The organism is Pantoea sp. USMM079 (assembly GCF_037153115.1).
GTDB lineage: Bacteria > Pseudomonadota > Gammaproteobacteria > Enterobacterales > Enterobacteriaceae > Pantoea > Pantoea communis.
Genome location: NZ_JBBCKX010000008.1, coordinates 181,047 through 204,830, shown reverse-complemented (window position 1 = coordinate 204,830; position 23,784 = coordinate 181,047). Strand labels below are relative to the sequence as shown.

24 protein-coding genes and 1 tRNA gene are annotated in these 23,784 nt (G+C 53.5%); 10 read left to right on the top strand and 15 right to left on the bottom strand.

Features of this window, described 5'->3' with window-relative positions:
* Window positions 1-62 precede the first annotated feature (62 nt).
* Both WFP70_RS14065 and WFP70_RS14060 read left to right on the top strand, forming a co-directional pair.
* Entirely contained in the window at window positions 63-1,514 is a 1,452-nt protein-coding gene (locus tag WFP70_RS14065) for an aminotransferase-like domain-containing protein (protein WP_337023549.1), read from the top strand.
* A gap of 143 nt (window positions 1,515-1,657) precedes the next feature.
* On the top strand, window positions 1,658-1,873 hold the full coding sequence (locus WFP70_RS14060; RefSeq protein WP_058961171.1) for a hypothetical protein: 216 nt from the start codon (window positions 1,658-1,660) through the stop codon (window positions 1,871-1,873).
* A 49-nt stretch (window positions 1,874-1,922) separates the two neighbouring features.
* Here WFP70_RS14060 and WFP70_RS14055 read toward each other — a convergent pair whose 3' ends face one another.
* The 9 genes from WFP70_RS14055 to WFP70_RS14015 form a co-directional block, all read right to left on the bottom strand.
* Window positions 1,923-3,164 (bottom strand): valine--pyruvate transaminase, encoded by a 1,242-nt coding sequence (locus WFP70_RS14055; protein WP_337023550.1) that lies wholly within the window; start codon window positions 3,162-3,164, stop codon window positions 1,923-1,925.
* Between the two features lie 82 nt (window positions 3,165-3,246).
* Window positions 3,247-4,221, bottom strand: coding sequence for a glyoxylate/hydroxypyruvate reductase GhrB (ghrB, locus tag WFP70_RS14050; RefSeq protein ID WP_058961168.1), 975 nt, complete (start codon window positions 4,219-4,221; stop codon window positions 3,247-3,249).
* Window positions 4,222-4,287: 66 nt separating this feature from the next.
* Window positions 4,288-5,568, bottom strand: a complete 1,281-nt coding sequence (locus tag WFP70_RS14045; protein ID WP_337023551.1) for an MFS transporter — start codon at window positions 5,566-5,568, stop codon at window positions 4,288-4,290.
* Between the two features lie 140 nt (window positions 5,569-5,708).
* The gene (locus WFP70_RS14040) at window positions 5,709-6,650 is read right to left on the bottom strand and encodes a sugar kinase (RefSeq protein ID WP_034829978.1); all 942 of its coding nucleotides are present in this window, start codon (window positions 6,648-6,650) and stop codon (window positions 5,709-5,711) included.
* A gap of 7 nt (window positions 6,651-6,657) precedes the next feature.
* Window positions 6,658-7,407, bottom strand: a complete 750-nt coding sequence (locus WFP70_RS14035; protein ID WP_097118442.1) for a sugar phosphate isomerase/epimerase family protein — start codon at window positions 7,405-7,407, stop codon at window positions 6,658-6,660.
* Between the two features lie 155 nt (window positions 7,408-7,562).
* Entirely contained in the window at window positions 7,563-8,588 is a 1,026-nt protein-coding gene (locus WFP70_RS14030; RefSeq protein WP_058961163.1) for a LacI family DNA-binding transcriptional regulator, read from the bottom strand.
* A 58-nt stretch (window positions 8,589-8,646) separates the two neighbouring features.
* On the bottom strand, window positions 8,647-9,651 hold the full coding sequence (locus WFP70_RS14025; RefSeq protein ID WP_337023552.1) for a LacI family DNA-binding transcriptional regulator: 1,005 nt from the start codon (window positions 9,649-9,651) through the stop codon (window positions 8,647-8,649).
* A 161-nt stretch (window positions 9,652-9,812) separates the two neighbouring features.
* On the bottom strand, window positions 9,813-10,475 hold the full coding sequence (locus tag WFP70_RS14020; protein WP_034829973.1) for an OmpA family lipoprotein: 663 nt from the start codon (window positions 10,473-10,475) through the stop codon (window positions 9,813-9,815).
* 110 nt (window positions 10,476-10,585) lie between these two features.
* Window positions 10,586-11,146, bottom strand: a complete 561-nt coding sequence (locus WFP70_RS14015) for a DNA-3-methyladenine glycosylase I (RefSeq protein WP_166933332.1) — start codon at window positions 11,144-11,146, stop codon at window positions 10,586-10,588.
* Window positions 11,147-11,288: 142 nt separating this feature from the next.
* On the opposite strand from WFP70_RS14015, the gene WFP70_RS14010 reads away from it, so the two are divergent.
* From WFP70_RS14010 to WFP70_RS13995, 4 genes are all read left to right on the top strand, one after another.
* Window positions 11,289-11,981: an autotransporter domain-containing protein gene (locus WFP70_RS14010; RefSeq protein ID WP_337023553.1), complete on the top strand. Its 693-nt coding sequence runs from the start codon at window positions 11,289-11,291 to the stop codon at window positions 11,979-11,981.
* A 92-nt stretch (window positions 11,982-12,073) separates the two neighbouring features.
* Window positions 12,074-12,610, top strand: a complete 537-nt coding sequence (dnaT, locus tag WFP70_RS14005; RefSeq protein WP_337023554.1) for a primosomal protein DnaT — start codon at window positions 12,074-12,076, stop codon at window positions 12,608-12,610.
* A complete protein-coding gene (dnaC, locus tag WFP70_RS14000) occupies window positions 12,610-13,350 on the top strand; it encodes a DNA replication protein DnaC (protein WP_034829969.1) in 741 nt (246 codons plus the stop codon). The genes dnaT and dnaC overlap by 1 nt, the downstream gene beginning before the upstream one ends.
* Window positions 13,351-13,366: 16 nt before the next feature.
* The gene (locus WFP70_RS13995; RefSeq protein WP_337023620.1) at window positions 13,367-14,500 is read left to right on the top strand and encodes an ROK family protein; all 1,134 of its coding nucleotides are present in this window, start codon (window positions 13,367-13,369) and stop codon (window positions 14,498-14,500) included.
* A gap of 15 nt (window positions 14,501-14,515) precedes the next feature.
* Here the strand turns inward: WFP70_RS13995 and WFP70_RS13990 are convergent, their stop codons facing one another.
* The gene (locus tag WFP70_RS13990; RefSeq protein ID WP_337023555.1) at window positions 14,516-15,979 is read right to left on the bottom strand and encodes a sugar porter family MFS transporter; all 1,464 of its coding nucleotides are present in this window, start codon (window positions 15,977-15,979) and stop codon (window positions 14,516-14,518) included.
* A gap of 403 nt (window positions 15,980-16,382) precedes the next feature.
* Here WFP70_RS13990 and WFP70_RS13985 point away from each other — a divergent pair, with 403 nt between their 5' ends.
* The gene (locus WFP70_RS13985) at window positions 16,383-17,375 is read left to right on the top strand and encodes a LacI family DNA-binding transcriptional regulator (RefSeq protein ID WP_034829964.1); all 993 of its coding nucleotides are present in this window, start codon (window positions 16,383-16,385) and stop codon (window positions 17,373-17,375) included.
* Window positions 17,376-17,444: 69 nt separating this feature from the next.
* On the opposite strand, the gene WFP70_RS13980 is transcribed toward WFP70_RS13985, so the two are convergent.
* Complete coding sequence (locus WFP70_RS13980) at window positions 17,445-18,485, bottom strand: acyltransferase family protein (RefSeq protein WP_337023556.1); 1,041 nt, start codon at window positions 18,483-18,485, stop codon at window positions 17,445-17,447.
* Window positions 18,486-18,723: 238 nt separating this feature from the next.
* Window positions 18,724-19,857 carry an EpsG family protein gene (locus tag WFP70_RS13975; RefSeq protein WP_337023557.1) on the bottom strand — a complete coding sequence of 378 codons (1,134 nt, stop codon included), beginning with the start codon at window positions 19,855-19,857 and terminating at the stop codon, window positions 18,724-18,726.
* Between the two features lie 120 nt (window positions 19,858-19,977).
* Here WFP70_RS13975 and WFP70_RS13970 point away from each other — a divergent pair, with 120 nt between their 5' ends.
* The gene (locus WFP70_RS13970) at window positions 19,978-21,024 is read left to right on the top strand and encodes an alpha/beta hydrolase (protein ID WP_337023558.1); all 1,047 of its coding nucleotides are present in this window, start codon (window positions 19,978-19,980) and stop codon (window positions 21,022-21,024) included.
* A gap of 71 nt (window positions 21,025-21,095) precedes the next feature.
* A complete protein-coding gene (locus WFP70_RS13965; RefSeq protein ID WP_034829963.1) occupies window positions 21,096-21,560 on the top strand; it encodes an Rrf2 family transcriptional regulator in 465 nt (154 codons plus the stop codon).
* Window positions 21,561-21,562: 2 nt separating this feature from the next.
* Here WFP70_RS13965 and WFP70_RS13960 read toward each other — a convergent pair whose 3' ends face one another.
* Window positions 21,563-21,940, bottom strand: coding sequence for a DUF1360 domain-containing protein (locus tag WFP70_RS13960; RefSeq protein WP_337023559.1), 378 nt, complete (start codon window positions 21,938-21,940; stop codon window positions 21,563-21,565).
* A gap of 192 nt (window positions 21,941-22,132) precedes the next feature.
* Here WFP70_RS13960 and WFP70_RS13955 point away from each other — a divergent pair, with 192 nt between their 5' ends.
* Window positions 22,133-22,531 carry a helix-turn-helix domain-containing protein gene (locus WFP70_RS13955; protein WP_038643912.1) on the top strand — a complete coding sequence of 133 codons (399 nt, stop codon included), beginning with the start codon at window positions 22,133-22,135 and terminating at the stop codon, window positions 22,529-22,531.
* Here the strand turns inward: WFP70_RS13955 and WFP70_RS13950 are convergent.
* Together WFP70_RS13950 and WFP70_RS13945 are read right to left on the bottom strand one after the other, a co-directional pair.
* Entirely contained in the window at window positions 22,485-23,336 is an 852-nt protein-coding gene (locus WFP70_RS13950) for a helix-turn-helix domain-containing protein (protein ID WP_337023560.1), read from the bottom strand. The genes WFP70_RS13955 and WFP70_RS13950 overlap by 47 nt on opposite strands.
* Window positions 23,337-23,599: 263 nt before the next feature.
* Window positions 23,600-23,694: transfer RNA gene (locus WFP70_RS13945), tRNA-Sec, on the bottom strand.
* Window positions 23,695-23,784 lie beyond the last annotated feature (90 nt).

Genomic DNA, 23,784 nt, shown 5'->3' with positions numbered 1-23,784 from the left:
TAAAGTACTTTGAATGTAATCTGATGGATACGCACAGATCAGCACGATATAGGGTGGAACAGATGGCGGATGGAACGGGTGAACAGGAGAGTCAGAGTAGTCGTTACCGTCAGATTGCAGAGCAGATAAAACAGGCCATTCACAGCGGATCGCTGCCGCCCGATAGCCGTTTACCGTCGGTGCGCACGCTGGCGACGCAGTACAGCGTCAGCATGACCACCGCGCTGAAAACATTACGCACGCTGGAGGATGAGCACTACGCGGTGGCGCGTCCTAAGTCCGGCTTTTTTGTGGCACCCCTTAAGGTTCCGGTGACGTTACCGGCAGCGATCAACAGCGAACAGCCGCGTGAAGTCGCGCCGCTGGACGAGCAAACCGAGCTGCATCTGGCCATGCTGGGCTCCGATTGTCGTGTGCGGCTGGATCTGGCCAATGGCGATATCTCGCTCTATCCGGTCAAGAAAATTGGATTGCTGATGCGCCAGATGGGGTACAGCAAACCGGCACTGCTCGGCAACACGGTGAAAGGCACCGGCTATGCGCCGCTGAAAGCCGAAATTGCGCGCCGTGCGGTGGATTATGGCTGCAATATCAGCGCCGATGACATCCTGATCACCAACGGTTGTATCGAAGCCATCTCACTGGCTTTGCGCGCCACCACCCGCCCCGGCGATATCGTGGCAGTGGAATCGCCGTGCTACTTCGTGCTGTTGCAGATGCTGCATAATCTCAATCTGCGCGTAATTGAAGTGGAAGCCGGGCCGGAAGGTTATGTTAACGTCAGCAAACTTACCGCGCTGTTTCAGCGTAAAGCGGTGCAGGCCTATCTCACCATCAACAACATCAATAATCCGCTGGGGAAAAGCATTCCCAACGAGCAGAAAGCCTATATTGCGCGTCAGGCCGATGAGAATGATGTGGTGATTATTGAGGATGATATTTTCGGTGATACGGCGTTTGGCGATCGCCGTCCGTTCCCGATGCGCGCCTTTAGCCCGAATGCCATTCTGTGCAGCGGCTTCTCGAAAACGGTGGCGCCCGGTATCCGCATTGGCTGGGTGCACAGCAGTAATTACATGCGCAAAATCGCCTCGCTGAAATACACCACCAGCATGGGCACCTCGGTGTTGTCACAGGCAGCGATTGCTGAACTGCTGCGCAGCGGCGGTTACGATGCGCATCTGCGCAAATTGCGTCGTGAGCTGAAGAATCAAATCCACCATATGCGCCAGGCGGTGTTGCGCTACTTCCCTGCGGGCACACGTGTATCGGATCCTGAAGGCGGCTATGTGTTGTGGGTGGAAATGCCCATTCAGTCGTTAAACGTGCGTGCGCTGTTTCTTAAAGCGCGTAACGCGGGTATCGGTATCGCGCCGGGACATATCTTCGCCACCGATCATCGCTACGATCACTGTTTCCGGCTGAACGCCGGTTTTGGCTGGAATGCGGAAGTGGAGGAGGCGATCAAGCAGCTGGCGCAATGGTGCCAGCTATCGCTGGTGGCGGATAAATAGAGATTATTTGGAAGTAGTTCACAAATTTAAATAAACATCGGCTGCTGTGTTTATTATTCACTACCAGTTAATGGAATCACTAATTTATTCTTGTCTGGCTTGGTTTATCATTAAATATATGAAATAGATGACAAGGATAAGTAATGAAAATTTTTGGAAAGGATATCCCTACACGTGGATTCATTATTTTCGCATTGTGGATTTGGACTTTCTTTACCCTATCGCATGAATCCTTACCCTATGTCCCGGTGAATAATCCTGGATGGGTTGGCGTAGTAGCATGGTTATTTATGCTGATCGGAGCCTATGCTTTTTATTCAAGCCTGTTCCGATTTTACGACTGGTACAATAATAAATAATGCATCAACGCCTCCCGATTAATTTCGAGAGGCGTTTTAAAAGATTGGTTTAGCCAATCTTCTCCAGCTCTTCCGCCAGAATCTGCACCGCGCGTTCAATCTTCTCCGCATCCGGTACATAGTTCATGCGCATACATTGATGTGTATGCGGCCATTCCTGTTCCAGACCAGGGAAGAAGAAGTGGCCCGGCACCATCAGCACGCCGCGCGCTTTCAGGCGCTGATACAAGGCTTCGGTGCTGATCGGCAGATCGCGGAACCACAGCCAGAGGAAAATTGCCCCTTCGGGTTTGTGGATCAGGCAGCGTTCTTCCGGCAGATAGCGGCGCAGAATGGCAATCGTCTCGCTGACCTTGGCCTGATAGAACGGCTTGATCACCTCTTCCGACAGACGCAGCAAATCGCCACGCACAATCATCTCAGTGGCGATCGCCGGGCCGATGCTGCCTGGCGCTAAACTGATAATCCCATTCATGTTGCCAATCGCGCTGATCGTGCTCTCATCGGCGACGATAATGCCGCAACGTGCACCCGGCAGGCCGAGTTTCGACAGGCTCATGCACAGAATGGTATTTGGGTTCCACAGCGGACGGGCTTCGCTGAAGATAATGCCGGGGAAGGGCACACCGTAGGCGTTATCGATCAGTAGTGGCACGCCGTGCTGCTGTGCCAGCGCATCCAGCTGCATCAGCTCGTCATCGGTGATCACGTTACCGGTCGGGTTGGTTGGGCGCGACACGCAGATCAGGCCCACGTCCTCATTCAGCGGCAGGTGGTCGAAATCGACGTGATACTTGAACTGACCTTCTGGCAGCAGCTCAATGTTCGGCCTGGCGGAAACAAACAGATCTTCTTCCAGTCCGGCATCGGCGTAACCGAGATACTCCGGTGCCAGCGGGAACAGCACGCGTTTTTTACTGCCGTCGGCGCGACGACCCGCGAACAGGTTAAACAGATAGAAGAACGCGCTCTGGCTGCCGTTGGTCAGCGCAATATTTTGTGCGGTAATCGGCCAGCCCAGCTCTTCACGCAGCATTTTCGCCAGCGCATCCAGCAGCAGCGTTTTACCACGCGGACCGTCGTAATTGCACAGCGCTTCGCTCAGTTTTCCGTCCTGATGCATCTGCAGCAGCAGCTGGTTGAAGTAGTCATTAATGGCCAGGATCTGCGCCGGATTGCCGCCGCCAAGCATAATGGTGCCGGGCGTGCGCAGGCCTTCACCCATGTCTTCCATCAGACGTGAGATGCCGGAATGTTGAGTAAATTTGTCGCCGAACTGAGAAAAGGACATAGGAAGTTAAAACATTGTAATCGGGAATGGGCAACCACCATAGCGCCCGCCACGGGCAGGCGCAATGGCTAAAGCAGCAAGCTTAGGCCTGGATCTGGGGGTTAACGCAGTTTTTCTCGACTTTGCCGCTCAGCGCAGCAATCAGATTGTCCACCGCATCACGTGCCATGCCGTAACGCGTTTCATGGGTGGCTGAGCCGATGTGCGGCAGCGCTACCACGTTTGGCAGCTTGAGGATCTCCGCATCAGCGGGCACCGGCTCCACTTCAAACACATCCAGACCGGCTGCGTGAATCGTGCCGTCCTTCAATGCCGCCGTCAGCGCCTGCTCATCCACCACCGGGCCGCGACCTGCGTTAATCAGGATGGCGCTGGGTTTCATCATCTTGAGCTGTGCAGCGCCAATCATATGATGTGTCTGCTCAGTCAATGGCAGGCTGATACAGACAAAATCACTCTCTTTCAGCAGCGTTTCAAGGTCACAAGCACGCGCACCGAAGCGGGTTTCCGCCTCTTCATGCTGACGGCGTGCGTTGTAGAGAATGTTCATGCCAAAGCCGAAGTGCGCACGCTGCGCCAGCGCCAGGCCGATACGGCCCATGCCAAGAATCCCCAGGGTTTTGTGATGCACGTCGATGCCGAAATGTTCTGGTCCGATGCTTTTCTTCCATTCACCGGCCTTAACCCATTGATCCAACTCGGTGACGCGACGGGCGGTGCTCAGCACCAGCGCCATCATGGTATCGGCCACGGTTTCGGTCAAAACGGTTGGCGTGTGCATCAGCAGTACATTGCGCTGATTTAAGGCTTCGACATCAAAGTTGTCGTAACCCACAGACACGGTAGAACAAGCGCGCAGTGCGGGCATCTTTGCCAGCAGATCGCCATTTACCTTACCACCAGAACCCAGCAAACCCTGTGCTTCAGCAAACTGTGCGGCATGCTGTTGCACAGTTTCGGGGGAGACGTCATGCACTTCGGTGACGGTAAAATGGGCATCCAGTTTAGCGCGCAGATCGTCTGGCAGGCTCTTATAAAGAATCACAGCAGGTTTCATCATTTGCTCCCTGTAGAACGTGTGACGGGCGACCTGAGCCGCCCGGAAAAGTCATTTCTTACGCTTTCAGGCGTGCTTCGCCCCATGAATCGGTGCTGTCTTGTTCTCCGCGGGCTTGACGATTAACGTCAGCCACACCGAGACCAGCAGCGCGGCACCCATAAAGATATAAGAGGCAGCAGGACTGCCGGTTGCGCCATTAAGATAGCCTACAATCCACGATCCGATGAAGGAACCGAGTGCGCCCATGCTGTTAATCAGCGCCATGGCACCGCCAGCAACGTTGCGTGGCAGCATCTCAGTAATCAGGGCAAAGAACGGGCCGTAAGGGGCATACATCGCGCCACCGGCAATCACCAGCAGCGCATACGACAGCCAGAAGTGGCTGGAACCGACCAGATAGGAGCCAAGGAACGCCAGCGCCCCAATCAGCAGCAGCGGCCAGACAAACAGCTTACGGTTTTGCTTTTTGTCAGACGCCCATGACACCACGACCATCGCAATGGTCGCCACCAGATAAGGCACTGCTGAAAGCCAACCCGCCTCGACCATGCCCATCTGTGTGCCGTTACGCAGAATCGAAGGCAGCCACAGTACGAAACCGTACACGCCAATGCTCCAGGCAAAATATTGCATGCACAGAATGATCACATTGCGATTGCGGAAGGCTTCGCCATAGTTACGCACCGCTTTGATGCCTTCCTGCTCTTTCTGCAACTGCGCCTGCAGTGCTGATTTCTCTTCGTCGCTCATCCATTTGACTTGTGCTGGCTTGTCCTGCACCAGGAACCACCAGGCCACGGCCCAGATCACCGCCGGGATGCCTTCGAAGATAAACATTTCACGCCAGCCGAAAGCATTAATCAGATAGCCGGACACCACCGACATCCACAGCACCGTGACCGGATTGCCGAGGATCAGGAAAGTGTTGGCGCGCGAACGTTCCGACTTAGTGAACCAGTTACTGATGTAAATCAGCATCGCCGGCATCACCGCCGCTTCCACCACGCCGAGCACGAAACGAATCGCTGCCAGCATCGGAATGTTGCTTACCACGCCGGTTAATGAGGCACAACCGCCCCACAGAATCAGGCACCAGAAAATCAGCTTCTTCACGCTGCGGCGTTCGGCATACACCGCGCCGGGGATCTGGAAGAAGAAATAGCCAAGGAAGAACAGGGCACCCAACAGCGATGACATGCCTTTGGTGATGCCGAGATCGTCATTAATCCCTGCGGCAGAGGCGAAGCTAAAGTTCGCCCGGTCCAGATACGCCAGACTGTAGGTGATAAACACGATGGGCATGATAAACCACCAGCGTTTTGGCGCGATTGTCTGCGATTTCATGGGTGACTCCTCTGTTTTGAGGCGGGCACATTCAATGGATGCGCCTCGAAATAATCGGGTTGTGTAGAGACAGACGGATTAACCAGGTACACCTGAATGCGTACCCTCCTGCAGGGTCACCGATTAAGGCAACCGCTTAATTAAAAATCGCCCAGCGCCGCGCGCGTCGGCAGGCCTTCACTGTCGCCGGCGACCTGAATCGCCAGCGAACCAATCTTGTTACCGCGCAGAATCGCCTGTGGCAGCGATTTGCCCTCCAGCAGTGCGCTGATCAGGCCCACGGCAAAACCATCGCCCGCGCCGACGGTATCCACCACGTTATCGACGAGAATCGGTGCGACATTGCCCTTTTCACCATCGGCGGTTTTATACCAGGCGCCGTCGCAGCCGGTTTTGATCACCACAGCCCGTACACCTTTATCCAGATAGAAATCGGCGATGGCTTCTGGCTGACGATAGCCGGTCAGAATGAACCCTTCTTTCTCACCCGGCAGCACCCAGTCTGCGTACTCTGCCAGCAGATTCAGCTGCTTACGCATTTCCTCCTCGCTGCGCCATAACACCGGGCGCAAATTCGGATCGAAGGAGATGGTTTTGCCGCGCGAACGCATCTCTTTGGCCGCATGTTTGGTCAACTCAAGCGAGCTGTCGGAGATCGCCGCCGCCACACCGCTCAGGTGCAGATGACGCGCGCCACCAAAATAATCCGCATTAAAATCGTCTGGTGACAGATGGCTGGCGGCGGAGCCAGCGCGGAAATATTCCACTTCAGGATCGGAACCGTCATCGACGCGCGACTTGAGCTGAAAACCGGTGCGATAGCGGGTATCGGTGGTCACACAGTGATGATCGACCTTCTCTTTCGCCAGCTGTTGCAGCGTAAAACGGCCGAAACTGTCATCGCCGACGCGGCTGACCCAGCCGACCTGTAAACCAAGGCGCGCCAGGCCGATGGCTACATTCAGTTCGGCACCGGCAATACGTTTGACGAAGCCCTCTGCGGCGGCGAGATCCCCGCTTTGCTGAGCGATAAACATCGCCATCGCTTCGCCAATCGTGACCACATCCAGTTGCTTCATCATCGACTCCTTACAGCGCACGTAGCAATTCAACGTAATGGCGTGTCACGGCCAGCAGATCTTCGCCTTCGAGTGGGAACTCGATGCCGCGCGGCGCATCAGCAGGCAGTGCGTTAAGCAATGTGCGCCAGCTGCCGTCGGTTTCGTCCAGCGCCACCGCACGGAAGCTCTCGCCATGTGGCACCGCGGCTTTCACGTGAATGTAGCTGACGTAACGGCTGAGCTGCGCCGCTGCCTGCAAGGCGTCTTCGCCGGTCCACTGCCAGTTGCCCATGTCGAAGGTCATATCCAGCGGCAGGGCGGCATCGCAGGCACGATGGAAGAAGGTCTGCATCGGGGCCAGTTTGCTGTCTGGCGTTTGATCGTTTTCCACCACCACGGTTACTGGCGATGCGGCGAGTACCTCAACCAGCGCAGCGTCGGAGAGATCGACAAAATGGCCGAGGGCGATTTTCAAACGCTTAGCGCCAATCTGTTCGGCTTCCAGCAGGAACTGCCCCAGACGAGGGTTGAGCGAGCCATCTTCCAGCCACAACGCTTCCGGCACCGAGTAGCTGGCACTGAGCTGCTGTTGAGCAATTGCCTCGTTGAGCGAATGCAGTCTCAGCAGATCATCTTCGCTGAATAGCTCACGACGGATTTCTACGCCATCCGCGCCAGCGGCTTTGATCAGCGGCAGCAGGGCGGTTTGACCACCTAACTCAGCGACTTTGTGCGTGCCGTAGGCGGCGGTCACCACGATGATTTCCGGATGTGCCATGTTGTCTCTCCTTTGAACTCGGAAGGATGCGGTCTGAGCCGCCCATTGTTTTAAATCGATGTCTTTAAAAAAACCTAAATGGAACCGGTTCCAAATGAAAGGAAGAGAGTGTGGAATTATGATCCTGCTCACGAAGTGAGCCAGAGAAAAGGGGATTAGCGCAGCGGCTGGCTGGAGCCGCGCACAATGAGCTCACCGGGGAAAACCTGCTCATTGATCGGCTGCTCATTACCGTCAATGCGTGAGATCACCTGTTCCAGCGCCGCATAGCCAATTTGCCAGGTGGGCTGTTTCAGGGTGGTGATACCCACGCCTGCCAGTGCGGCCCACTCCAGCTCATCAAAACCAAGCAGGCCAATGGTTTCACCCCAGCGCTGTTCGAGACGCTGCAAGGCGCGCGCCACCTGTAAGGTCAGCGCACCGTTAGCGGCCATCACCGCGCAGCGTTTGTCACTGTGGCGTTGCTGGAATGTCCGCAGCACCTGCTCCAGCTGTTCTGGCTGATGCAGGGGGACTTCGGCGTTTTCCGCCATCACGCCGGCGTGGGCTTTGCTGGTGTCATAGAATGCGCCAAGGCGTTCACGGCGGGTGTTGACGCTACCTAAGGGTTCGCTGAGGAACAGCAGGGCATCGTAACCGTTGTCCAGCAGATGCTGGGTGGCAATTTGCGCGGCTTCGGGGTTATTCAGGCCGACCACATCACAGGCGAAGTCAGGGATTTTGCGGTCGATCAGCACCATCGGCAGCATCGACTGCTGCAGGCGCTTCAGCACCTCTTCGTGCATCCCGACCGCGTTCACCACGATGCCCTCAACCTGATAGCTGCTCAGCAGTTGCAGATAATACTGCTCGCGATCGACTTCGTTGTTGGTGTTACACATCAGCAGCGTAAAGCCCTGCGCGCGGCAGGCCGCTTCGATACCGCTCAGCACATCCACGGAATAGGGATTAGTAATATCCGCGATAATCAGGCCAATCAGCCGCGTGCGGCCACGCTTCAGGCCGCGTGCCATCTGGCTGGGACGATAATCGAGGTCGGCAATCGCCTGTTCAATACGGGCTTTGAGATCGGGCGAGAGCAGATTCACTTCGCCATTAAGATAGCGGGAAACGCTGGTTTTACCGGTTTTTGCCGTGCGGGCAACGTCACTGATTGTGGCTCGTGGCGGCCTGGTTTTCATCGCATACACCTGAATAATAAAATCAGGCGAAGACTATCACAGCGCGGCGCGCACGCAATCATTGTGCATCAGAAGTGAGGCGCAACATCGGTTGCCACAGCGTCTGGAGTTCCTCAAGCGGTGCACCTTCCAGTAGTTGCAGCACCATTTCGGCCACGCGTTCGCCAATGCGCTGCTGCGACAGTTGCAGAATCGCGTTCACCGGATGATCGATAATGGAGTCATGCGGCAAGCCATCATAGACATAAAGTGGGATCGCCCGCGCGCCGCTTAAACGGTCGGCCTGCTGCAACGCGATGGCCGCACCTTCACCCAGCGGGGCACAATCCGTAATGATGGCCTGAGGCGCAATATCCTGCGCCAGCCAGCGTTGCGTTTGCTGATAACCGGCACGACGCGTTACCGGCAACGCGGCCAGCATGGTAGGCGCGATCGGCGGTTGGTGCTGCGTGAGGGCATCGATAAAGCCGTGGCGACGATCGAGGATATACGTGCAGGGCTCGTTGCCGCCAAGATAGGCAAGCCGCGACAGGCCTTGTTGCAGACAGTGTTCAGCGGCCAGCAGGGTGCCTGCATGATTATCGTAATCAAACCAGGCATAAGGTTGCGGCAGCTGGCTGCGGCCCAGTGTGAGAAAGCGATAGCCTTTCTGCTGCAAACGCTGCAGACGGATATCATGCGGTTGGGTATGGGTGAGAATCAGCGCATCCAGCGCGCCACTGCGCAGCAAGCGCATCAGCGTGCGGTGCTTATCCTGCGGTTTATCCGGCAGGATCATCAGATCAATGTCATGCTGAGCAAGGCGTTGATCCAGCGTCAACAGCATTTCACTGTAATAGCTGTCATTCAAAGAGGCGGTGCTGACCGGGAAAACCAGCCCGACGGCATTGGCGCGCCCGGTCTTCAGACGGCGCGCGGCATCATTCGGACGATAGCCGCGGGAAGTGGCTTCTTCTTCAATACGTTTACGCGTGGCGGCCGCAACATCGTCATAGCCATTTAGCGCACGACTCACGGTGGTAACAGAGAGGCCGAGGGCAGCGGCAATGGCTTTGAGCGACATGATGACGTTTTCCACTGATCAAATTTTGATCACGCTAGCATAAAGTATTTCACGGCTCTATTGGTTGACGATTATAGAGCGTTATCTGATACAAAAAGCGTCAATTGCGGTGTAAAAACGTGCGGAAAAGCCGATCTGCAGAAACAGATCGGCGAGCGGGATTAACCCAGTGGACTCAGCGTGATCTCGACGCGGCGGTTTTGTGCTTTACCCGCTTCGGTGCTGTTGCTGGCCACCGGATTATCCGGGCCCATGCCCTGCGTGCGCAGACGGTTCTGGGCTACGCCTTGCAGAATCAGGCCGCTGGCCACACTCTCCGCACGCTGTTGCGACAGGCGCATATTCAGCGCGCGCGTACCGGTGCTGTCGGTGAAGCCCACCACATTGACGGCGGTTTTAGGATACTCTTTCAGCACCATCGCGACACCTGTTAAGGTGTTAGCACCTGCGGGTTTCAGGTTGCTGCTGTTAGAGTCAAAGGTGACGTTATTCGGCATATTCAGCACGATGTTATCGCCCTGACGCGTCACGCTGACGCCAGTACCGCGCATTTTGTCGCGCAGCTTCGCTTCCTGCACATCCATGTAATAGCCGACGCCACCGCCCAGCGCCGCACCGGATGCGGCACCAATCAGCGCGCCTTTGCCGCGATCTTTCTTCGACGATGACAACACGCCAACGCCTGCACCCAGCACGGCACCTAAGCCCGCGCCGATGCCGGATTTCCCGGCCTGCGATTCGCCGGTATAAGGATTGGTGGTACAACCGGACAGCACAACGCTGCCGCTGAGTAACAAGGCCAGCGTCAAACTACGCTTTTTCATTGAAAATCCCTCACAAAGTCACACGGGGAAAATGCCCCAAAACGGCACTATTATGCCGTTCAATAATGGGGAAATGCGTGAGGGTCAGTCTTAAAGTGTAAAGTTTTGCGTTAAAGATTATCGGGATGGCAGAAACAGCTGGTTTGATGATCGTTAATCAGCCCGCACGCCTGCAAAAATGAATGGCAGGTTGTGGGACCGACGAATTTAAAACCACGCTTCTTTAACGCCTTAGAGAGCGCAATGGCAGGCTCGGAGGTGGTGGGCGCCAGCTTGTAATCAGCGAAACGGTGCAAAATCGGCTGATTATCGACGAATGACCAGATAAAGCGTGAAAAGTCTTCGCCTTCCGCTTCCAGCGCCAGCATGGCTTTGGCGTTATTGATGATCGCCTCCAGCTTGCCGCGATGACGAATTAATCCGCTGTCTTGCAGCAAGCGCAGCATGTCTGCCTCATCCATCAACGCCACGGCCTGAGGATCAAATTCGTGGAACGCGCGACGATAGTTCTCACGTTTCTTGAGCACGGTGATCCACGACAAACCCGCCTGTTGTCCCTCAAGGCAGATCATTTCAAATAAGGCCCGCTTATCAGTTTGCGGCACACCCCACTCATTATCGTGGTACGCCAGATAGAGTGGATCCTGTGTTACCCAGCCACAACGTTGCATATTACTCTCCCTAAGCATGAGGAAAATACAGTTAATCCCTTGACGTATTACAGAATCGATTAATAGTTAATCAATGGGTGCCGATAATCAATAAACCTGAATCTTAACGCCCGTTTCCTTTCTGGCTCGTCAGGAGTCTTTCATGTTGCAGAAAAGTGAGTGGACAGGCCAGCACAATCTCATGCTGGCTTTTGGCAGTGTGTGGCTGTTATTTGCGGCGCTGCCGGCTTACGCCTGGGATGAATCGGGCGCGGATTATGTGCCGGATTACAATGCGATACTTGCTGAAAAGATTTCCAGTAATCACCTGATGTTGACAGAAGATCGTGACATCAGCCTGATGGATGCCGCGCTTAATTCACCGGATGAGAGCGCGATGGTGCTGCACAGTGAAAAAGCCAGCGTGGGGAATGCCCCCTTTGCTAACCGCTATTCGGCAGGCTGGCAGATGCCGATGAGTGCGACGCTGCGCACCGGTCCGGTGGCGCAATTCGCGGTGGATGATTCGCGAGTGAGTTGCCCGAAGTGTGAATTTGTCGATGGCAATCACGCCGGACATATTGCCTCACTGGGCTGGCGCGTTGATTCCACCCTTGACTGGATTTCACCCTGGGCACAGGTTAGCTACAGCCATCAATTGAGTGATGAAAATGCGTCATCGCTGCGCGATCGCCCCGAGGAGATCGGCCATGAAAGCAACTGGGTGGATGTCAGCGTGGGGGCCAATGTGCCGTTTGGGCAAAATATGGCGGCTTTCGCCTCCTTCTCGCAAACCGGTGCGGTGATCAGCGGTGAACAGTTTATTTACAGCCTTGGCGTCAGCGCCAGCTTCTAAATCCTGCGCGATCCATCGCGTTAAAACAGGTACACTGACCGCTTAGCGCTGAATCTATCGGCGCTCCGGGTTGGTCAACGTCAGGTTTCTTCATGTCAGTTAAAATCTTATCTTCAACGCTGGTGGGGCTGGATGGCTTTTGCCAGGATCCGCTTGCCGTGTTGCAGCAGGCCGATAACGGCGTGCTGGCGGTGCTGCACAACAATGCGCCCGCTTTTTATGCGCTGACACCGCAGCGTCTGGCACAGTTGCTGGCGCTGGAAGCCGCAGCGCAGCAGCCAAATGATGTCACGCTGGATGACAGCCTGTTCCATACCGATGCGGCACCGATTGCCACACCGGTAGGCAAGTTTGCCATGTACGCGGGCTGGCAGCCGGATCACGATTTTCAGCGGCAGGCCGCCATCTGGGGTGTGGCGCTGAATGAACCGGTCACCGCAGCCGAACTGGCTACCTTTGTGGCTTACTGGCAGGCCGAAGGCCGACTGTTCCATCATGTGCAGTGGCAGCAGAAACTGGCGCGCAGCGTACAAATGAACCGCGCTGCTAATGGCGGTCAGCCCAAGCGCGATATCACCCAGATCAGCAATACTCAATATGATATTCCCGATGGATTCCGAGGTGAGTGATGAAAACGCCGAACGATCTTTTCAGTCGCCTGAAAAAATTTATGCCTGCGGATGTGCAGCCGAAATTTAAAAACGGTGAAGAGCTGCTGGCGTGGAATCAGGAGCAGGGCCGTCTGCGCTCTGAAGCCATCGTGCGCGAAAACCGCGCCATGAAAATGCAGCGTATCATGGGCCGTTCCGGTATCCGTGAGCTGCACATGAACTGCTCGTTTGATAACTATCGTGTCGAGAATGATGGTCAGCGCAAAGCACTCGCGCTGGCGCGGGAGTATGCCGCCGGGTTCGACAACAGTATCGCCAGCTTCGTGTTTTCTGGCCGCCCTGGCACTGGAAAAAACCATCTGGCCGCCGCCATCGGTAACGACCTCATTCTGCGTGGCAAAAGCGTATTGATTGTCACCGTGGCCGATTTGATGTCGAGCATGAAAGGCACCTTCAGCGGTGGCAGCGACATCACCGAAGAGCGCTTGCTGCAGGATCTTAGCCATGTGGATCTGCTGGTGATCGATGAGATCGGCATGCAGAGCGAATCCCGCTACGAAAAAGTGATCATCAATCAGATTGTCGATCGTCGCTCATCGTCAAAACGCCCAACCGGCATGTTGTCGAATCTGGACCCGGCGGGAATGAACGGCTTATTAGGTGAGCGCGTGATGGATCGTATGCGTCTCGGCACCAGTTTGTGGGTGCGCTTCGATTGGGAAAGCTATCGCAGCCGTGTACGCGGTGATGAGTATTGAGTCAGGTGGGCGCGCGATGAAAGCAGCCGGTAAAGGCCCCGCATTACTTCGATTAAACAACCTTAAGCGCGTGATGACGCAACTGCGTAGCACACGTATTACTTCCCGCCAGGATATCGCGCTGGCGCTGCAGCTGAGTAAAAACACCGTATCCCTGATTGTGGATGATTTGCTGGCGCAGGGCCTGATTCACGAACTCGGCCCGGTGAGCGTGGCAGCGGCTGGACGCCCAAAAATCGAAATTTCGCTACGCGCGGAAAAGCTAAAAAGCGCCGGCATCATGGTGGAGCGCAACGCCATTCACTGGCGCGTCTGTGATTATTTCTCGCAGGTGATTGCGGAACAGACCTGGCAAACGGCGACCGCCGATCCTGAGCAGCTGCTGCGTGAGCTGGAGGAAGTGTGCCAGACCTTGCACGCCGCGCATCCTGAACTGCTGGGCATCGCCGTAGGCTTTCCCGGCATTATCGATCCACAGCGTGGCCGGGTGCACTTTTCCGCCCATCTTGGCTGGCAGGATGTTGATGTCCTGACGCCGCTGATCAGCGCCTGCCGTTTGCCGCTGCGCATTATGCATAACGTCAAAGCCGCTGCGCTGCTCTCGGTGGAGCAACTCGATCTGGATAGAGCACAAAGCCATTTTTATCTGCGTATCGGTGAAGGGGTTGGCGGTGCGCTGGTGGAACAGGGCGAAGTGTTTGTCGGCAGCAGCTGGACCGCCGGGGAGATTGGTCATTTGCAGGTGCAACCGAAAGGGTTGCGTTGTAGCTGTGGACGTTCAGGCTGCCTGGAAACGCTGATCAGTCAGCCCGCAATTCAACAGCAGTTGGGGCAGCGTAAAACAGGACTGCGCTGGCAGAATGCCGCCAGTGAACCGCAGATCGTGAGTGAAGTGATGGCGTTAACCGGTCAACATTTGGGCCACGCCCTGAGCCATGTGATGCAGCTGGTGAACCCGGCGAGCATCATTATTGATGGGCCGTGGAATACGCATCCTGCCTTTATCCAGGCGGTTGAAGAAACGGCGCAGGCCAGCACGCTGGCCTTTACCTTCTCCCACACGCAGCTGCATTTCCTGCCGCAGCGTATTGATCCTGCCAACGGTTTGGCGCTGGCGGTGATTGAGCAATATGAGCGCGCCATCTCTTAGGCGCGCTTCATCACATTAATGCCGTGGAATATCAAATGACTCGCTGGGTTTGGTCGTTAAGGTGCTCTGTGGCAAATCAGCCTCAACGTTAAACTTCTCCAGCACCAACCCATGAATTTTCTCCAGCGACACGCCCGCGGTCTCTGGCAGGTAGCGGAAGGTAAAGAAGTACATTCCCAGAGAGAAAATCGCGAACAGCAGCAGAGGGAAACCACCGTGGAACAGATCCAGCAGCATCGGGCTGCTGTTCATGATCGGGAAAGTACTGCTGATCACAAAGTTCGCCAGCGACATGGCACAGATGGAAATCCCGACGCAGATCGAACGAATTTCGGTAGGGAAGATTTCGCCCAGCACGGTCCAGACAATCTGGCCCCAGGTCATGCCAAAGAAAATCATATAGGCAAACAGTCCCACCACCGCCAGCATACCCGGCAGGTGATAATAGAACGCGATGAACGAGTAAGCGAGGCAGATGCAGGAGGTGATGGCCCCCAGCAGCAGCAGCTTACGGCGGCCAATTTTATCAATCACCATCATGCCCGCCAGCACGCCAATAAACTGACAAATCGACAGCCAGAAGGTCTGCAGCAACGCCGAATCGGTGCTGCCCGCCACGTTCTTCAGCAATGTCGGACCGAAGTACTGAATGACGTTAATGCCGCTGATCTGGTTACCGACCGCCAGACCGATACCGATGATCAACAGCGGAATGGTGGTTTTATCCAGGCGCAGGCGCGATTTATGTTGGTGTGCGGTTTTGTCTGAGAACGAGTGTTTGATTTCATTGAACACGCTCTCGGCATGCTCGCGGTTGGAAATTTTGGTCAGCGTATCCAGCGCTTCATCGTATTTGCCCTTGAGCACATTCCAGCGCGGAGATTCCGGGATAAAGGCGATGAAGAAGATGAACAGTGCACAAGGCACCAGTGCAGTAGCCAGAATATAACGCCAGCCCATGTTAATCATCACCTCGGGCAGCGTCGATTTGGTGATGAAGTAGTTGGTCAGTAACACCACCGATTGTCCACCGACACAGCATACCGCATAGAGTGCAGTGGTACGGCCGCGAAATTTCGAGGGCGACAGTTCCGCGAGGTAAATCGGCGAAATCACCGAGGCGAGGCCAATCGCCAGCCCACCAATGATGCGGAACAGCACAAACACCGTGAAGTTGTGGGCGATGGCGGTGCCGATCACCAAAACGGTGAACAGCAACGCGGTAATGGCGAGCGATTTTTTGCGTCCGAGTTTGTCGCTCAGTCGCGGGGCAATAAAGCAGCCCACTAAGCTACCCAGCAGAATGTTGGAAACGGCCCAGCCGGTTTCTGCGGGGGTTAACTGGAAATATTCACTTAAAGGTTCGATTGCACCGGAGATAATTGAAGAGTCATAGCCCATTAGCAGTCCGCCAAATGCCGCGACGGTACAGCAGAGTATGACGTACTTCATGTTGTAGCGTTTTTGCCTGGTATCCATTGTTATAGCCCCTTGTCTCTACGGCCTGAACGTTACGTGTTCAGAAAGAGGAGTGGTGTAGGTTATCGATGTTCAGCGTTTTTCACTCAAGGTCATCACGTTGGAATATATGTTCTAAATGATGGTTTTTGGATCATTTTTTCCAGAAAGTGTGAACGACGTTGCGAAAATTGCTGATGGCAATATTCACGGCAGGGCCATATTTGGCTGAAATGATAGGTTTTTTATCATAAGCGAGAGACGTGATATGACTATTCTTGTTTTTTCTTGCAACGGTGTGAAATTTTTATTCTGTAATATGACGCTGATTTCTCTCCTTGAGGGAGGTTAAGCGTAGGTTTCATTTTTTGCCGGGCAACGGGCATAATACGTTGATTGACAGGCCATCTTTGCGGACGTCGCAATGAAAACGCAGCGCATCACTCTGGACGATATTGCTACCCTGGCGGGCGTCACCAAAATGACGGTAAGCCGTTATTTACGTACCCCGGAAAAGGTTAAAACGGAAACGGCGGAGAAAATCGCCAGCGTCATGGCTGAAATCGGCTACGTCCCCGATAGCGACAACACCACCGCAACCAAACAGAGTCAGCCGCGTATTGGCGTGCTGGTTCCTTCGTTTAACAACCAAATCTTTGCCGATCTGCTGGCGGGCATTGAGTCGGTCACCAGTGCGCACGGCTATCAGACGCTGGTGGTCAATTACGACTACAACGCCCAGCGTGAAGAGGAGCAGATCGCCACCGTGCTGGCGTTTAACATCAAAGGGCTGATCCTCACCGAATCGGTGCACACGGTGCGCGCCGAGAAATACCTCAATGCCGCCAATATTCCGGTGGCGGAAGTGATGGGGCTGACGGAAGCCAGCGGGCGGATCAACGTCGGTTTTGATAACTATCGCGCCGGTTACGATATGACCTCGATGCTGCTGGCCAGCGGCAAACAGCGCGTCATCTATTTTGGTTCGATGTCCGATCGCCGCGATGAGCAGCGCTATGCGGGTTATCGTGATGCGGTGGAAGCGGCGGGCTTCCCGGCGGGAAGAATTGTGCCGAACAAGGTCTCTTCAGTATCGATTGGTACGGGCATGATGACGCTGGCACGCCAGCTCTATCCGGAGATGGACGCGATTCTCTGCACCAATGATGATTTAGCTGTCGGCGTATTGCAGGAGTGTCAGGCAGCCGGAATTGCCGTGCCACAGACGATGGCGATTGCCGGTTTTCACGGGCTGGAGATTGGCCAGGCCACCACGCCACGCTTAGCCAGCGTGATCACGCCACGCTTTGAGATGGGCAAAGTGGCGACGGAGATCGTGCTGAAGAAGATCAACCAGCAGCCGACTATTGAACAGGTCAATCTGCATTATCGACTCTCGATGGGAGCGACTATCTAAATACGACAAACCCCCTTCAGGTTGTCCGGAAGGGGGTTTATTAATGGCCTGACAATTCAGTCAAACGGATCAATCACGCGCGGTGGTGGTTGGCGGTGTAATCGATGGCTGAGCGTGATGCGCACGTTTCAGGAAACGACTCTCCAGCAAATTCCACGAGGTGTAAGCCAGCGCGAGCGTAATCACGATGGTCAATCCCAGCCCCAGGAAGGCATTGGTATCGAACACGCCGAAATGTTGCAGGACCTGAATGATCGGCCAGTGGTAAAGATACATGCCATAGGAAAGATCGCCGTACTGACTGATTTTGATCTCTTTGCACAGATTGGTGCAGAACAGAATCACCACGGAAGAGAACGCTACTGGCTCGACAATAAAGGCATAATCGGTCGACTTAAACAGCAGGAACACCACCAGAGAAATAATCGTAATCTCTTTCAGGCGATCAAAGGTCGGTTGGTGCACCGCCAACAGGCTACCAAAGAAGAAGTAAGATGAGAGTGCGACAAACTGCTTCGCTAAAGTATCGGCTTTCGGCCCGGTGTACACCGAAGTGAAGTAGAAGAACCAGACGCATGAGATAACGAAGATCGCGCCCCACACTTTAAGAGGGTTTTTCTTCATCATCGGAACAATCAATGGCAGCAGGACATACAGCGTCAACTCAGCTTTGATGGTCCACAGCGATCCATCCATCGGCTGATTCGGGTTGTTGGTGAACACGCCGGGCAACGACGCCTGAATGAAGTTTAGGAAAGACAAGTTAGCGACGAGATACTTGATAGTTTCTTTATTTTTCAGGAAATCCATCAGCGGTAGCGTCGTAAGGCACATCCCAATCACAAAGCACATAATGATGACAAATATATAAGCCGGCAAGATACGTTGCGCACGCTTAATAAAATAGGACGTGAGTGATTTGCTTCTTAAGTAACTTTTTGCAATAAGAAAACCACTTATTGCGAAAAACCCTTTTACTGCAAAGTCACTATTTAGGAAGTGATCGAGAAAACGAATATCGACGTTTCTGGTTACTTCTGCGCTATGCACCAGCATCACGATAAAAGCGAGAGAGAATCGGACGATGTCAAAATTGTTTTTTTCGTTCATATTTGCGTTCTTTCATTGAGTGACGTCGCGCCAGAAAAATCAGGGGAAAACAGGTATCGCTCTAATAAGAAAACTCCGAACTCTGCTGGCGCAGATATGACCCTATTAGAGGTTTAAAAAAATCAAAAAGCAAGCAATGACCAGGGCCATAAAAATATTCAGACTTTCCTTATGCGTCCATCAGTTTTATCTGAGATTAAAAGAAAAAACGCTAACCAGAGATTAGCGTTTTGGCGGCTTAGCGGAATATCTTAAAGGTATGCGAAACTTCATAACCGGTAATCGACTGTTTGCTTGAAATGGTATTGTAGTATAGATAATAGAGCACCATTAACACCGTCACGCCAACAGCGAGCAGTTTTTTCAATTTTTTGGTTTCCCAGATACACAGGGAAATAAGCACCGGTTCAACTTGCAGTAGGAAGTTCGCTAAACGACCGCCTGATGCATAATCCTGCAACGCCATCCTCAGTCCCGCACCAAGCGCGAAGGTAATGACCAGGATGTAATAAGTATTAAACTTTACCGGATCGAAGTTTTTGATTCGGTCACTCAGCAGCATAAAGCTGAAGATAAACACAAAGCCAATATTCTTCAGGTTTGATAGGGTAAAAATCCCCTGATCCTGAGTGGATTCCTGATTAGCATAGCCCATGGCCCTGTCACCTAATCCGCCCAGATGACTGGAAAGCAGTGCGATCAGCGCTGAACTCCCCATTAAGGCGAGAGGTAAACTGGCGACGACAATGATAATAGGAATGTATTTGTTTTTCCTGACAATCATCGCCATCGGAATTAGGAGAGCAACAATCCCTGTGGCGTGACTGATGAAGGAAAGAATAAAGGTGGTTATTATCCCGGATTTACTACGACGGGACATGTGATAAACAAAGCCCATTAAGAAGGCGGAACATAAGCCAAATCGAATCTGGTTCATGTCTTTGTTGATAAATAAGTGCGCGGAGTAGACTGCTAAGGCGACAATTGGCAACGGTGTCAGTTTACGGAAATACCATGCGTTAACGCACACGGCAATCACAGTAAAGACATACATAAAGATATCGGGGTTAGCAGTAAATATACGCGTTAATCCCGCAATCGCATATATCGCCGGTTCGTAACGGAATTCATCCGCGGTGCGCCAGAATCCTTCAATAGTAATTTTATCGACGAAATGAACAAAGAAATCACGATACTGGAAATCATCGAGTCCCGTACCCAGACCACGAATGCCGCCGAAAGTAAAAAGCACTACAACGGCAACAAAATAAACGTATGATCTGATTTGTGCTGTGTTTTCATTTTTACTTAACATGACTTCGACGAGAGCGACAAAAGTCAGGCTAAGACTTATGATCCAGTAAATTCCCATTGTCACAGATTCTTATAGTTTAAAATTTACTTATAACATATGGCCTTGTTTCCGTAAACATGAGAAAAGTCTAATTTTTTCTGGCCCGGTATTATACTGAATGCAGGCAGGGGATATTATTTGTTACTTTACTCAGGCTATTCATTTAATTTGGTTATCTCTGGGGTAAGTGTTGCGCTGCAAAGCTTGAGGTTTTCAATCGGCTTTGCCATTTGTCACTGTTTTTATTCAGGATTTGGAGCCATCGAGATGAAGTTACCTCAATTAACTGCTCTTCTTTTTCTTCTGTATCTTCCAGCTGCGTTTGCCAATAAGGAAATTCCTATCTGGCCAAATGAAGTGTCAGTAAATAATAAATTTATTAATTTCAGTAAAAACCCGGACATCAATAATCGTGCTGTCACAAATGTCGATTCTCCAGAAATGATTTATGTTCCTCCAGCGGGAAAGAATAATCACTCTGCTGTGCTAATCATTCCTGGTGGGGGTTTTTCTTATATAATGCAGGACGCTGAAGGGCTGGATGTCGCAAAAGTGTTGAGCCAGAAAGGTTATTCCTCATTTGTTTTAATTTATCGAATGCCGCACGGTGGTTCAGAGGTTAACCGTAATAATGCATTTTCTGATGCACAACGAGCCATGCGCATGATTCGCGGCAATGCGGCGAATTATCATATCGCTGGCGACCAGATTGGCGTGATGGGCTTTTCAGCTGGTGCCTTCCTTGCTGCCAACCTAAGCAACAATGCGGATGCCACCAATTATTCCGCAGTAGATAAGCTGGATCAGATTCCGGCACGACCAGATTTTAGCGCCCTGATCTATCCGGTGCTGTCGTTAAAAGATGGCGTGACGCATGTCGGTACCCGCACGGCGATGTACGGCAAGGATATCAGCGAGGCGGTGATCGATCAGAATTCACAGGAAAACCGCGTCAGCGACAAAACTCCCCCGACCTTCCTGGCACAGGCGCTGGATGATGGCACCGCCTCCCCCAGAAACTCCCTACTGATGTTCGACGCGCTACGTAAAAACAAGGTGAAGGTCGAGATGCATCTTTTCCAGCAGGGCGGCCATGGTTTTGGTACCGGCGAGAAAAAGAATATCCCCGCCAAAAACTGGCTGACCCTGTTTAGTGACTGGCAGGCGAGTCTGGTGAAGCCATAGCGAAAAGGCGGGATAAATTGTTGCTGCCGGGCGGCTTTGGTAAAGTGTCGTGAACTTTAGAGGAATGATCCATGCCCCGCGACAACCGAATGTCCCGCTCACTGCACGCCTTAATTCATCTTGATCGGCACGTTAAACGCGCCACTTCGGAAGCGATGGCGAAGATGTTGGGCACCAATCCGGTGGTGGTACGCCGCATGATGTCTGGCCTGCGCGAAAAAGGCTATGTGGTCTCGGAGAAGGGGCACGGCGGCGGTTGGGAGCTGCGGGTGGAACTCAGCGCGATTACGCTGCTGGATGTGTATCAGGCGATTGGGTCGCCTGCGCTGTTCAGTATCGGGCCTGCTGCCGATCCTTCGCCGTGTTTAGTTGAACATGCGGTCGATGAGCGTCTGGATCAGGCGCTCCATGAAGCGGAAGTGCTGCTGCTTCAACGCTTTAGCCACATCACCGTGGCTGATATTGCCGATGATTACCTCAAGAAAATGGCAAAACTGGGGCTGGAATCTGAGCCCCATCCGCTGTGCAGTGAATAACCTCAATCCTGCTTCTGCAAAGTGATCTGCGCATTGTGCTTCATCACATGCGTGGTCACTGCTGCCTGGAACACCTTAAACATCAGGCCGTTGATAAACGTGGTCAGCGTCAAGGTAATGAACGCCGTCATCACCCAATCCACCAGGGCCATATCACTGTGCAACAGCGCAGGGCGATAAATCACCATGCCCGCGAACACTGTCCAGTGGCTCATACAATAAAAGCAGTGGAACAGATGACCGAGCAGCGCGTGTTTTTTGGCGGTCCACGCGCGTAAGCCAGCAAACAACTCGGTTTGCGTGAGGGTCATCGCGATACTGGCCGCTGCCAGAGCTATCGCGACACAAGTTCCCACGTCTGAAGTCATCCAACTATTCATACATTCTCCTGTCAGGCATTTATCATGTAACTTACAATATTACATGACAGTGTAAGCTGCAAGCGTCGGGTCAGAACGACAGCCATTAAAGTTTGGCGAGATATCGTTATTTATTGGCTTTAACGCTAAACATAGCCAGCTGAGGCTTTTTTATAATGTTGCTGACTTTTTAATCCGCCATCAGGAGGAAAGATGGATATTCAGGCAGCTTGTATGCATCAACTGATGCTCTGGATCGAAGACAATATTGAACAGCGACTGACGCTGGAGACGGTCGCGCGTCGTGCGGGCTATTCGCAGTGGCATCTGCAACGCATGTTCCGCCACCATACTGGTATCGCGCTGGGCAGCTATATTCGCGAGCGTAAACTCACGGCATCGGCGATTGCGCTGATGAACGGTCACATGCCGTTGATGGAGATTGCGATTAAGTATGGCTTTGAGTCGCAGCAGACATGGTGCCGCACCTTCCGCCGCATGTACGATCTGCCGCCCGGCGCGTTTCGTCGCAAATATCATCACAGCCTGCCAGCGATCGATGGACCTACGAGTCTTCTGATACTGCAACCGCAGACGCGTCAGGCGGCGTAAAGTATTTGCCGGGCGTGGAACCAAAGGCGCTGCGGAAGGCGCTGATGTAACTGCTCACGCTATCAAAGCCGACCTGCCACGCTACCTGCTGCACACTTTTGCCGTCGGCCAACCCTTCCAGTGATTTCAATAGCCGCGACACCTGGCGATAGCGCGAGAGGCTCATGCCTACCGCACTGGCCCAGTGACGGCTCAGGCTACGTGGACTCAACCCCGCCCACTGTGCCAGTTCGGGGCCGGTGCGGGTATCCGCCGGATTATCCATCAACAAGCGCGCAATCTGCCGCAGGCGTGGCTCTTCGGGGAGTGGCAGCGTCAGCGCATGCTCGGTGGATTCATACAGCTCATCAAGAAACACATCGCATAATCGGTTGTAACGATCGCTGCCCCAGCTATCCGGCGACAAACTTGCCAGCCGCTCAGCCAGCGGTTCCAGCACCGAAGGGCAGGAGAGTAGCACCGGATGTTTTGGCAGCGGTGCCGTCAGCGCTTCATCCACCAACACCGTCCAGCCGAGCACGCGACCTGGCCCGATAATCGCGTGTTCGAAGTGTGGCGGAATCCACCCCACCAGGCGCGGCGGATTGGCGAAGATGCCCGAGGGCGTGTTGACCGTCATCATCCCTTGCTTCAGACAGTAAAGCTGTCCGGCGGCATGTCTGTGGGTGCGGCTTTCTCGATCAAGCTGTTTCGATAATGCCGCCGCAATCACTTTAGGTGCATTGGGTTGCAGCAGTTTTTTGCGCAGCTCATCCGCACGCGGATCGCCAGAGAAGGTGAGGTTGTCGGTGGGATGGATGAGCATGGGTGATTCCGCAATAGCCAGCGTGAAAGACAGTATAGAATCATGAACAAGCTGATTTTTAAACAGAGCTCAGTTGTTCGGTTTTACCGAATAACTGCATTGTGCAGGCGAGGTAAAGAGATTGGAACAAGTGGTGGAGAATAGTGCAGAAGTAAATTGCCAACCTTGCTCTACATCCTCAGGCTGAAATTTTCCAACTTGTAATGATGACTTACAGGTTGCCTAAGCCAATCATTTAGAAATGAGTAACAGTAAGAGGAAGGTGGCGGAAGATCACAGGAGTCGAACCTGCCCGGGACCGCTGGCGGCCCCAACCGGATTTGAAATCCGGCCGCCTCACCGGAGACGACGATCTTCCTTTGAAGATGCCGCGCAATTATAGCGACAACCCAGCGCGAAATCTTGATCTTAGCCGTGCGCTACAGCACGTTCTCACGCTCTGATATGA

Coding starts and splice junctions, on each gene's coding strand:
- WFP70_RS14065 (WP_337023549.1), top strand. CDS start 63: ATGGCGGATGGAACGGGTGAACAGGAGAGTCAGAGTAGTCGTTACCGT.
- WFP70_RS14060 (WP_058961171.1), top strand. CDS start 1,658: ATGAAAATTTTTGGAAAGGATATCCCTACACGTGGATTCATTATTTTC.
- WFP70_RS14055 (WP_337023550.1), bottom strand. CDS start 3,164: ATGTCCTTTTCTCAGTTCGGCGACAAATTTACTCAACATTCCGGCATC.
- ghrB (WP_058961168.1), bottom strand. CDS start 4,221: ATGAAACCTGCTGTGATTCTTTATAAGAGCCTGCCAGACGATCTGCGC.
- WFP70_RS14045 (WP_337023551.1), bottom strand. CDS start 5,568: ATGAAATCGCAGACAATCGCGCCAAAACGCTGGTGGTTTATCATGCCC.
- WFP70_RS14040 (WP_034829978.1), bottom strand. CDS start 6,650: ATGATGAAGCAACTGGATGTGGTCACGATTGGCGAAGCGATGGCGATG.
- WFP70_RS14035 (WP_097118442.1), bottom strand. CDS start 7,407: ATGGCACATCCGGAAATCATCGTGGTGACCGCCGCCTACGGCACGCAC.
- WFP70_RS14030 (WP_058961163.1), bottom strand. CDS start 8,588: ATGAAAACCAGGCCGCCACGAGCCACAATCAGTGACGTTGCCCGCACG.
- WFP70_RS14025 (WP_337023552.1), bottom strand. CDS start 9,651: ATGTCGCTCAAAGCCATTGCCGCTGCCCTCGGCCTCTCTGTTACCACC.
- WFP70_RS14020 (WP_034829973.1), bottom strand. CDS start 10,475: ATGAAAAAGCGTAGTTTGACGCTGGCCTTGTTACTCAGCGGCAGCGTT.
- WFP70_RS14015 (WP_166933332.1), bottom strand. CDS start 11,146: ATGCAACGTTGTGGCTGGGTAACACAGGATCCACTCTATCTGGCGTAC.
- WFP70_RS14010 (WP_337023553.1), top strand. CDS start 11,289: ATGTTGCAGAAAAGTGAGTGGACAGGCCAGCACAATCTCATGCTGGCT.
- dnaT (WP_337023554.1), top strand. CDS start 12,074: ATGTCAGTTAAAATCTTATCTTCAACGCTGGTGGGGCTGGATGGCTTT.
- dnaC (WP_034829969.1), top strand. CDS start 12,610: ATGAAAACGCCGAACGATCTTTTCAGTCGCCTGAAAAAATTTATGCCT.
- WFP70_RS13995 (WP_337023620.1), top strand. CDS start 13,367: ATGAAAGCAGCCGGTAAAGGCCCCGCATTACTTCGATTAAACAACCTT.
- WFP70_RS13990 (WP_337023555.1), bottom strand. CDS start 15,979: ATGGATACCAGGCAAAAACGCTACAACATGAAGTACGTCATACTCTGC.
- WFP70_RS13985 (WP_034829964.1), top strand. CDS start 16,383: ATGAAAACGCAGCGCATCACTCTGGACGATATTGCTACCCTGGCGGGC.
- WFP70_RS13980 (WP_337023556.1), bottom strand. CDS start 18,485: ATGAACGAAAAAAACAATTTTGACATCGTCCGATTCTCTCTCGCTTTT.
- WFP70_RS13975 (WP_337023557.1), bottom strand. CDS start 19,857: ATGGGAATTTACTGGATCATAAGTCTTAGCCTGACTTTTGTCGCTCTC.
- WFP70_RS13965 (WP_034829963.1), top strand. CDS start 21,096: ATGCCCCGCGACAACCGAATGTCCCGCTCACTGCACGCCTTAATTCAT.
- WFP70_RS13960 (WP_337023559.1), bottom strand. CDS start 21,940: ATGAATAGTTGGATGACTTCAGACGTGGGAACTTGTGTCGCGATAGCT.
- WFP70_RS13955 (WP_038643912.1), top strand. CDS start 22,133: ATGGATATTCAGGCAGCTTGTATGCATCAACTGATGCTCTGGATCGAA.
- WFP70_RS13950 (WP_337023560.1), bottom strand. CDS start 23,336: ATGCTCATCCATCCCACCGACAACCTCACCTTCTCTGGCGATCCGCGT.